The organism is Streptomyces sp. NPDC058632, assembly GCF_042717095.1.
Taxonomy (GTDB): Bacteria; Actinomycetota; Actinomycetes; order Streptomycetales; family Streptomycetaceae; genus Streptomyces.
Genome location: NZ_JBHXQZ010000156.1, coordinates 1 through 9,461, shown reverse-complemented (window position 1 = coordinate 9,461; position 9,461 = coordinate 1). Strand labels below are relative to the sequence as shown.

General features: G+C 71.1%; 7 protein-coding genes. 4 read left to right on the top strand and 3 right to left on the bottom strand.

Annotation, left to right across the window (positions count from 1 at the left end; translation table 11 throughout):
• Positions 1-2,918, top strand: a 2,918-nt coding sequence (locus tag ACFWVE_RS33975; protein WP_384022792.1) for an SDR family NAD(P)-dependent oxidoreductase, incomplete at its 5' end; no start/stop codon positions are given.
• Between the two features lie 72 nt (positions 2,919-2,990).
• Here the strand turns inward: ACFWVE_RS33975 and rfbA are convergent.
• A complete protein-coding gene (rfbA, locus tag ACFWVE_RS33970; protein WP_384022789.1) occupies positions 2,991-3,869 on the bottom strand; it encodes a glucose-1-phosphate thymidylyltransferase RfbA in 879 nt (292 codons plus the stop codon).
• A 153-nt stretch (positions 3,870-4,022) separates the two neighbouring features.
• On the opposite strand from rfbA, the gene ACFWVE_RS33965 reads away from it, so the two are divergent.
• Together ACFWVE_RS33965 and rfbB are read left to right on the top strand one after the other, a co-directional pair.
• Positions 4,023-5,240 carry a methyltransferase domain-containing protein gene (locus ACFWVE_RS33965; protein ID WP_384022786.1) on the top strand — a complete coding sequence of 406 codons (1,218 nt, stop codon included), beginning with the start codon at positions 4,023-4,025 and terminating at the stop codon, positions 5,238-5,240.
• A gap of 5 nt (positions 5,241-5,245) precedes the next feature.
• Positions 5,246-6,223 (top strand): dTDP-glucose 4,6-dehydratase, encoded by a 978-nt coding sequence (gene rfbB / locus ACFWVE_RS33960; RefSeq protein ID WP_384022782.1) that lies wholly within the window; start codon positions 5,246-5,248, stop codon positions 6,221-6,223.
• Positions 6,224-6,437: 214 nt separating this feature from the next.
• Here the strand turns inward: rfbB and ACFWVE_RS33955 are convergent, their stop codons facing one another.
• Positions 6,438-7,463 carry a hemolysin family protein gene (locus ACFWVE_RS33955; protein WP_384022779.1) on the bottom strand — a complete coding sequence of 342 codons (1,026 nt, stop codon included), beginning with the start codon at positions 7,461-7,463 and terminating at the stop codon, positions 6,438-6,440.
• Positions 7,460-8,794, bottom strand: a complete 1,335-nt coding sequence (locus tag ACFWVE_RS33950) for a hemolysin family protein (protein ID WP_384022776.1) — start codon at positions 8,792-8,794, stop codon at positions 7,460-7,462. The genes ACFWVE_RS33955 and ACFWVE_RS33950 overlap by 4 nt, the downstream gene beginning before the upstream one ends.
• Positions 8,795-9,199: 405 nt before the next feature.
• Between ACFWVE_RS33950 and ACFWVE_RS33945 the strand changes: the two genes are divergently transcribed.
• Positions 9,200-9,418, top strand: coding sequence for a hypothetical protein (locus ACFWVE_RS33945; protein ID WP_384022773.1), 219 nt, complete (start codon positions 9,200-9,202; stop codon positions 9,416-9,418).
• The last annotated feature ends 43 nt before the right edge of the window (positions 9,419-9,461 follow it).

The following is a 9,461-nucleotide window of genomic DNA, read 5'->3' as shown; positions in this document are numbered from 1 at the left end:
TCCTCGACGCCGCCCTCCACCCACTCCTGCACACCACCCTCAACAACCCCACAACCGGCACCCACCTCCCCTTCACCTTCACCGGCATCAGCCTGTACCGGCAGCCGTCGCCGAACGGCCTCGTGGAGGCGCATGTGGACGCCGGCACGGGGAGCGTCACGCTGGTCGATGCCGACGGCGAGGTATTCGCGCACATCGAGGGCGTGGCCCTGCGGCCCGCCGCGCCGGAGAACCCTGGCCTGCACAGGCTGACCTGGACGCCGGTGAGCGGTGAGGCGGCCGGACCCGACCCGTCCGACTGGGCGTTCGTCGCGGCGTCCGCAGACGACGACGTCCTCACCGAGCCGTACTCCCTCCACCCCGACCTGGCCTCCCTCCCCACCGCGGACCCGGTCACCGCGGTGCTGGCGCTCAGCGCGCCGGCCCCGGCGGAGTTCCTCTCCGCCGGTCAGCTGCCCCGGCTCCTCGACACGCTGCGGACCTGGCTGACGGGCCCGAGTCATCCCGCGAGCCGGCTGGTCCTGCTCACGCGGGGAGCCGTGGCCGCCGGTGAGGACGAGCGGGTGAACCCGGCGCTGGCCGCTGCGCGCGGTCTGGTGCGCAGTGCGCAGACGGAGAACCCCGGACGGATCGTCCTGGTGGACACGGACGGCCGGAAGGACTCCGTGCGGGCGCTGCGGGCGGCCGTGGCCTCGGGCGAGCCGGAGGTGGCGCTGCGCGACGGCGCGGTGCTGGCGCCCCGGATCACCGGGGCGGTCCCGCCCGAGCCGGCGCTGCCGGAGGGGAGGGAGCCGTGGCGGCTGGTGCCGGGAACGCATCGGGCGCCGGACGACCTGGCCGTGGTGCCGTGGCCCCAGGGTGCGGAGCCGCTCGCGGCGGGCCAGGTGCGGATCGCCGTACGGGCAGCGGGACTGAACTTCCGGGACGTACTGATCGCACTCGGCATGGTTCCCGAGCGGAACGTCACCATGGGCGCCGAGGGTGCGGGAGTGGTGGTCGAGACCGGTCCGGGGGTCACCGACCTGGCGGTGGGCGACCGGGTGATGGGTTACTTCGACGGGGCGTTCGGGCCGCGGGCGGTCGCGGACCGCCGGCTGGTGGCGCGGATGCCGGAGGGCTGGTCGTTCGCGCAGGCCGCCGCCGTGCCGGTGGTGTTCCTGACGGCTTACTACGGGCTGGTGGACCTCGGCCGGGTGCGCCCCGGTGAGAAGGTACTGATCCACGCTGCGGCCGGCGGGGTCGGGATGGCCGCGCTCCAGCTGGCCCGGCATCTGGGCGCCGAGGTGTTCGCGACGGCCAGTCCCGGCAAGTGGGAGACGCTGCGGGAGCTGGGCGTGCCGCGGGAGCGGATCGCCAACTCGCGGACCACCGCTTTCGAGGCCGAGTTTTTGGAGGCCACCGGCGGTGCGGGCGTGGACGTCGTACTGAATTCGCTGACGGGTGAGTTCATCGACGCGTCGCTGCGGCTGCTGCCGGGGGGCGGGCGGTTCCTGGAGATGGGGAAGACGGACATCCGGGACAAGGCGCGGGTCGAGGCGGACCGTCCGGGTGTGACGTATCACGTGTACGACCTGACGACGCTGGCGCGGACGGAGCCGGGGACGCCGGGCGCCGATCCGGAGCGGATGCGGGAGATCCTCGCCGAGGTGCTGGCGCTGTTCGACCGGGGTGTGCTGACGCCGCTGCCGCTGACCGTGCGGGACATCCGACGGGCCAAGGAGGCGTTTCGGTTCCTGGCGCAGGCGAGGAACGTCGGAAAGGTGGTCCTGACGATTCCGGCGCCCCTGGATCCGGACGGCACCGTCCTCATCACCGGTGGGACGGGTGCGCTCGGTGCGGAGGCGGCGCGTCATCTGGTGCGTGAGCACGGTGCGCGGCATCTGGTACTGGCCAGCCGGAGCGGCCCACGGGCGCCGGGTGCCGAGGAACTCGCCGGGGAGCTGAGGGGCCTGGGGGCCACGGTGACCGTCGCGGCGTGCGATGTGTCGGAGCGGGAGCAGCTCGCCGGGTTGCTCGCGGGCATGCCTGTGGAGCATCCGCTGACGGCCGTGGTGCACACGGCCGGTGTGCTGGACGACGCCATCGTCACGGCGATGACGCCGGAGCAGCTGGACCGGGTGCTGCGGCCGAAGGTGGACGCGGCCCGGAATCTGCACGAGCTGACTCGGGATCTGGACCTGGCCGAGTTCGTCCTGTACTCCTCGTACGCCGGGGTGACCGGTGCGCCGGGACAGGCGAACTACGCGGCGGCGAACTGCTTCCTCGACGCGCTCGCCCAGGAGCGGACCGCGTCGGGGCTGCCGGCGGTGTCGCTGGCGTGGGGGCTGTGGGAGCAGGAGAGCGGGATGACCGGTCATCTCGGTGCGGCGGACCTGGAGCGGATGGCCCGTGGTGGTCTGGTGCCGTTGAGCACCGAGCGGGGCATGGAGCTGTTCGACCGGGGGCGGGTGCTGGCCGAGCCCGTGGTGGTGGCGACGCCGTTCGACGAGCAGGCACTGCGCGATCAGGGCGAGCGGCTGCCTGCGGTGTTGCGGGAGCTGGTCCAGGCCCCGGCGCGTCCCCTGTCGGAGCCGGTCGCTGCGGTGGCCGAGCAGCCGGGTCCCGAGGAGCTGCGCGTTCGGCTCACGCCGCTGTCGGAGGAGGACCGGACGCGGATGTTGACGGATCTGGTGCGCACCCATCTGAGCGCGGTGCTGGGGCACTCCGACCCGAGGACGGTCGGTGAGGACCGGGCCTTCGAGCAGCTGGGCCTGGATTCTCTGATGGGGGTGGAGCTGCGGAACCGGCTGAACACGGCGACCGGTCTGCGGCTGCCGTCGACGGCGGTCTTCGACCATCCGACGGCGGCGGAGCTGGCGGTGCGGCTGCGCAGCGACCTGCTGCCGGGTGAGCGGGACGGCGCTCCGACGCCGAGGTGACCCGCCGCTGACAGCCGGCACACGTCCGCCCGCCCCCGAGGGTCCAGGGGGCGGGCGGACGTCGTACGGGGGTCAGGCGGTGGCGAGTTCCTCGGCGACGGCCATGACGTACTTGCCGTAGGAGGAGTGGGCGATGCGGGCGCCCAGCCGGTGGCACTGGCTGCCGGTGATGAAGCCCATCCGCAGGGCGATCTCCTCGATGCAGGCGATGCGGATGCCCTGCCGTTCCTGGAGGGTGCACACGTAGTGTCCGGCCTGGAGCAGTGATTCGGGGGTGCCGGCGTCGAGCCAGGCGAAACCGCGGCCGAGGTTGACGAGGTGAGCCCGGCCGCGCTCCACGTACCAGCGGTTGAGGTCGGTGATCTCCAGCTCGCCGCGGGTGGAGGGGCGCAGGTTCTTGGCGACGTCGACGGCGGCGTTGTCGTAGAAGTAGAGCCCGGTGACGGCCTGGTTGGAGCGGGGGCGCTCGGGCTTCTCCTCGATGGACAGCAGTCGGCCGGTGTCGTCGACCTCGCTGACGGCGTAGCGGCGCGGATCGCCGACGCGGTAACCGAACAGCACGCAGCCGTCGAGGGCGGCGCGGGCGTCGGCGAGGACCTGGTAGAAGCTGGGGCCGTGGTAGATGTTGTCGCCGAGGACGAGGGCGACCGGGTCGTCGCCGATGTGGGAGGCGCCGATGACGATCGCTTCGGCGATGCCGTTGGGTTCGGCCTGCTCGCAGTAGGTGAGGTTGAGTCCGTAGTCGGCTCCGTCGCCGAACAGTCGCCGGAACTGCGGCAGGTCGGCGGGGGTGGAGATGATGAGGATGTCACGGATGTCCGCGAGCATCAGCGCGCTCAACGGGTAGTAGATCATCGGCTTGTCGCCGACCGGCAGCAGTTGTTTCGACGTGGCGAGAGTGAGCGGGTGAAGCCTTGTTCCGGATCCGCCCGCGAGAATGATGCCTTTCACAGCGATTCTCCTGCCCTTACCTCCGGGGGTGGCACGCGACGCCGGAAATTAATCCGGGTCGGCGTCGATCCCCACTGGACGGCGGGTCGACCGACAGGGAGTTTCCACCGGCCTTCTAGCTGCCTTCAAGAGGGGGCGGACAGTATCGTCGCCATGACTGCATGCCGTATCTGCCAGGGCTCGGTGCACCAGTTCTTCGACTTCGGCAGCCAGCCGCTTTCCGATGGTTTCCTCCGTCCGGAGGAGACCGCTGGGGAGTTCTTCTACCGGCTCGCGGTGGGAGTGTGCCGCAGTTGCACGATGGTGCAGCTGATGGAGGAGGTGCCGCGTGAGCGGATGTTCCGCGCGGACTACCCGTACCACTCCTCGATGTCGGTGAAGATGCGTGAGCACTTCACCCGCACCGCCCACCGCCTGCTGGATACCGAGTGCCCCGACGGTGATCCGCTTGTGGTGGAGATCGGGTGCAACGACGGGGCGATGCTGAGCACGGTTGCCGCGCGGGGCGTGCGGCATCTGGGGGTCGACCCGTCCCGCGACGTCGCCGAGGTGGCCGCGGGGAAGGGTGTCCGGGTGCGGGTCGACTTCTTCGAGGAGTCGCTGGCCAGGGAGGTCGCCGCCGCGGAGGGGCCGGCACAGGTGATCTACGCGGCCAACACGATGTGCCACATCCCGTACCTCGACTCGGTGTTCCGGGGCGTGGACGCGTTGCTCGCGCCCGGCGGGGTGTTCGTCTTCGAGGACCCGTACCTGGGGGACGTGGTCGAGCGGACCAGCTTCGACCAGATCTACGACGAGCACTTCTACCTGTTCTCGGCGACGTCTGTGCGGGCCGCGGCCCGGCGCTACGGCTTCGATCTGGTCGAGGTGGAGCGGCTGCCGGTGCACGGCGGCGAGGTCCGCTACACCCTCGCACGGGCCGGCGCGCGGACGCCGTCGGGCCAGGTGGAGGCACTGATCCGGGAGGAGGCGCAGCGGCGGATTGCGGAGATCTCGACGTTGGAGCAGTTCGCGACGCAGGTCAAGCGGAACATCGAGGAACTCGCCGCGCTGCTGCGCCGGTTGCGCGAGGAGGGTGCCCGTGTGGCGGCCTACGGGGCGACCGCCAAGAGCGCGACGGTCACCAACTACGGCGGTTTCGGGCCAGACCTGATCCCGGCCGTGTATGACTCCACGCCCGCCAAACAGGGGTTGCTGACGCCGGGCGCGCACATTCCGGTACGACCGCTGAAGGAATTCTCCCAGCCGTATCCGGAGTACGTGGTGCTGTTCGCCTGGAACCACGCGCAGGAAATCATCGAGAAGGAACGCGCGTTCCGCGAACAGGGCGGGAAGTGGATCCTGTACGTCCCCGAACTCCACATCCTGTGACAGTCGTGCCCACACGCCTTCTGGTGACCGGCGGGGCGGGTTTCATCGGTTCGCACTACGTGCGGTCGGTGCTGGGCGGGGCGGCGGACGGTGTGGTGGTGACCGTCCTGGACAAGCTGACGTACGCGGGCAACCGGGCGAATCTGGCGCCGGTCGCGGACCGCCCCGGGCTCCGCTTCGTGCAGGGCGACATCTGTGATCCCGATCTGGTCGGCGGACTCGTGAAGGACGCCGACCAGATCGTCCACTTCGCGGCCGAGTCACACGTGGACCGCTCGATCGCCGGGGGTGACGAGTTCGTCCGTACGAACGTGCTCGGCACCCAGACACTTCTGTCCGCCGCGCTGCGGCACGGAACGGAGCGGTTCGTACACGTGTCGACGGACGAGGTGTACGGCTCGATCGCCGAGGGGTCGTGGCCGGAGAGCCATCCCCTCGCACCGAACTCCCCGTACGCCGCGTCGAAGGCGGCCTCCGACCTGGTGGCGCTGTCGTACCACCGCACGCACGGCCTGGACGTCCGGGTGACGCGCTGCTCGAACAACTACGGGCCGTACCAGTTCCCGGAGAAGATCATCCCGTTGTTCGTGACCCGCCTGCTGACGGACGGCACGGTCCCGCTGTACGGGGACGGCTCCCAGGTACGCGAATGGCTGCACGTCGACGACCATGTGCGGGGCGTGGAGCTGGTCCGCACGGCCGGGTCACCGGGCGAGGTCTACAACATCGGCGGCGGTACCGAACTGACCAACCGCGAGCTGACCGCCCTGCTGCTGGAGGCCTGCGGCGCCGGCTGGGACCGGGTCGAGCACGTCACCGACCGCTTGGGCCACGACCAGCGGTACTCGGTGGACTGGTCGAAGATCCGCGGCCGGCTGGGGTACCGCCCGCGGCACGACTTCGGTGCCGGGCTGGCGCGGACGGTGGAGTGGTACCGGGAGCACCCGGAGTGGTGGGGGGCGGCTCCCCGGATTCACCGATAGGACGCGTCGCGGCACAGGCCGGGGACGGAGCCGCCGGAGTGCGAGGTAGCGGGTCGCGGTCACCTTTCTCAGCATGTTCCCAGGCCGCCCGACCCGGTAGCCTCATGATCCACGGAAAACTCCTGGAGCTCGGCCGGCATCAGTCCTGGTGCCTTCGACAGGAAGTGAGCATAGTAACCGAGCGTGACATCCGGCGACCGGGCCGGGGGCGGGGTCACGCGGTGGCCGGAGCCGCCGGTCCGACCAGCTCCGACAGGACGTCCTCCATCGTGACGACGCCGATCACCTTGTCCTCCTCGCCGAGGACGGCGGCGAGGTGACTGCCGTCGGCACGCAGGGCGGTGAGGGTGTCGTCCAGCGGTGTGTCGATGCGAACCCGGGTGACCGGGTGGAACGCGCCCCGTGGGAAGGGCTGGTCGCGGTCGGTGCGACCGAGGGTGTCCTTGATGTGCAGGTACCCCAGGAGACCGCCGTCCCGGCCCGTGACCGGGAACCGGGAGTAGCCCGCCTCCGCCGCCACCCGCTCCAGCCGCGCCGGGGTGATGGTGTGCTCGACGGTGTGCATCCGCCGGGCCGGGACGAGGATCTCGCCCACCGGCCGGGTGCCCAGCTCCAGCGCGTCGCGCAGCCGTTCGCCGTCGGCGGGTGAGAGCAGGCCGGCCTCGCTGGAGTCGACGACCATGCGGGCCAGCTGGTCGTCGGTGAAGGCGGATGCGACCTCGTCCTTCGGTTCGACGCGCAGCAGTTTCAGCAGGGCGTTGGCGAAGGCGTTGATGCCGAGGACGACCGGCTTGAGCGCGCGGGTGAGGGCCACCAGCGGCGGTCCCAGCAGCAGCGCGGTGGCGGCCGGAGCGGCCAGCGCGATGTTCTTCGGGACCATCTCGCCGATCAGCATGTGCAGGTAGGTCGCCAGGCTGAGCGCGATGACGAACGCGATCGGGTGCACCAGGCCGTCCGGTATGCGGGCCGCCTCGAAGCCGGGCTCGAGCAGGTGCGCGATGGCCGGTTCGGCGACCGCGCCCAGCACCAGCGAGGACGCGGTGATGCCGAGCTGGGCGGTGGCCATCATCGCGGACAGGTGTTCCAGACCCCGCAGGGTCATCCGCGCCCGCTTGTTGCCCGCGTGGGCGCGGGGCTCGATCTGACTGCGGCGCACCGAGATCAGGGCGAACTCGGCACCGACGAAAAAGGCGTTGACCAGCACCATCAGGATGCCGATGGTCAGTTGGAGGGCGGTCATCGGGGCTCCTCCCCCGGCTGCGCCGGGACGCGGACCGGTTCGGTGATGCGGACCCGGTCGGCGCGGTGGTGCTCCAGCTCCAGGACGTCCAGCCGCCAGCCGTCGAGGGCGAGGGCGTCGCCCTCGACGGGGATGCGGCCCAGGCGGGTGGCGATCAGCCCGGCCACGGTCTCGTACGGACCGTCGGGCGCGGTGAGTCCTATGCCGGCGAGCTGGTCGATGCGTACGCTGCCGTCCGCCTCCCATGCCGCACGGCCGTCCCCGGTGGCGGGCGCGGGCACCAGATCGGGTGTCTCCAGGGGGTCGTGCTCGTCGCGGACCTCACCCACGACCTCCTCGACGATGTCCTCCATCGTCGCCACGCCCGCCGTACCGCCGTACTCGTCGATGACCACGGCCATGGTGCGGGTCGCCCGAAGCCGTTCCAGCAGCCGGTCGGCCGTGAGGCTGTCGGGCACCAGCAGAGGCTCGGTGGCCGGCTCGGTGACCGGCGTGACGGCGCGCCGCTCCGGTTCCAGGGCGAGGACGTCGCGGATGTGCACGGTGCCGACGACCTCGTCCAGACTGTCGCGGTAGACCGGGAAGCGGGACAGGCCGGTGGCGTGGGTGAGGTTGGCGGCGTCCGCGGCCGTCGCGTGCACCTCCAGCGCCTTGACATCGACGCGTGGCGTCATCACGTTCTCCGCGGTCAGCTCACTCAGGTGGAGCGTACGGACGAACAGGTCGGCCGCATCCGCCTCCAGCGCCCCCTCGGCGGCCGAATGCCGGGCGAGCGCGACCAGCTCCTCGGAGCTGCGGGCGGAGGCCAGCTCCTCGGTGGGCTCCATACCGATGCGGCGTACGAAACGGTTCGCGGTGCTGTTCAGGTGCCGGATGAACGGACCGAACGCGGCAGTGAAGCCGCGCTGCGGTCCGGCCACCACCTTGGCGACCGCCAGCGGCCGGGAGATCGCCCAGTTCTTGGGCACCAGCTCGCCGACGACCATCAGCACGACGGTGGACACCACCACGCCCAGCACGGTCGCCACCGACGAGGCGGCGCCGCCCAGACCGGCCGCCCGGAGCGGACCGCGCAGCAGCGCCGCGAGCGACGGCTCGGCGAGCATGCCGATCACCAGGGAGGTCACGGTGATGCCGAGCTGGGCGCCGGACAGCTGGAGGGTCAGGCGGCGTACGGCCTTCAGCGCACCCTCGGCACCGCGCTCGCCGGCCTCACAGGCGCGTTCCAGGTCGCTTCGCTCGACTGTGGTCAAGGAGAATTCGGCCGCGACGAACACCGCACAGGCCAGGGTGAGCAGGAGAGCCAGCAGGAGCAGCAGGACCTCGGTCATCGTGCCGCCCCCGATCCCGCGCTCACGGACAGCGGACGGGGCAGGGCACGGGCGGTACCAGGAGGCTCACCCATCAGGGGACGCCGCTCCTTCTCACGACGTACGGACCGCCTGCGACGACGGTGGCTGGAAGCAGGCTCGCCTGCCTCTCCGTCCACTGTAAAGGAGACGCAAAAAAGCCGCCCGACGCCTTCCCCGGCCCGTGGGCCGGGACGCCAAGCGGCACCGGGGGACGACCGAGGGCGACTGGGGCACGAAATCGGACGGCACAGGGACCCGTTTTCGGCCTTTCCCGGCACCTCGGCCCGGAGCGCGCCCGTTCCCGCACCGAGCGACCATATGCTTCTACACGTTTGTAGAAGTTCCGTCCGCATGGCGGACCCCGCGTTCTGGAGGATGTCACACATGGCTTCGATCGACCTGGACAAGGTGCTGGACAAGGCATGGGCGGACAAGAGCCTGCCCGAGATCATGGCCGCCCCGGTAGCGGTACTGAAGGGGGTCTCCGACCGTGACGGCGAGCTGCTCCAGGAGGCGTTCGGGGTCAAGACCGTGGCGGACCTCGCCGAGCTGAAGTACGTCCGCTGGGCGCAGGCGCTCGCCGCCCTCGACGGGGCCGGTTGACCGGCCCCGCACTGCCGTGGGGGGGGGGGGGGGGGGCCGGGGG

Excerpts from the sequence above, each read along its gene's own strand:
- ACFWVE_RS33965 (WP_384022786.1), top strand. The coding sequence starts at position 4,023 with ATGACTGCATGCCGTATCTGCCAGGGCTCGGTGCACCAGTTCTTCGAC.
- ACFWVE_RS33955 (WP_384022779.1), bottom strand. The coding sequence starts at position 7,463 with ATGACCGCCCTCCAACTGACCATCGGCATCCTGATGGTGCTGGTCAAC.
- ACFWVE_RS33950 (WP_384022776.1), bottom strand. The coding sequence starts at position 8,794 with ATGACCGAGGTCCTGCTGCTCCTGCTGGCTCTCCTGCTCACCCTGGCC.
- ACFWVE_RS33945 (WP_384022773.1), top strand. The coding sequence starts at position 9,200 with ATGGCTTCGATCGACCTGGACAAGGTGCTGGACAAGGCATGGGCGGAC.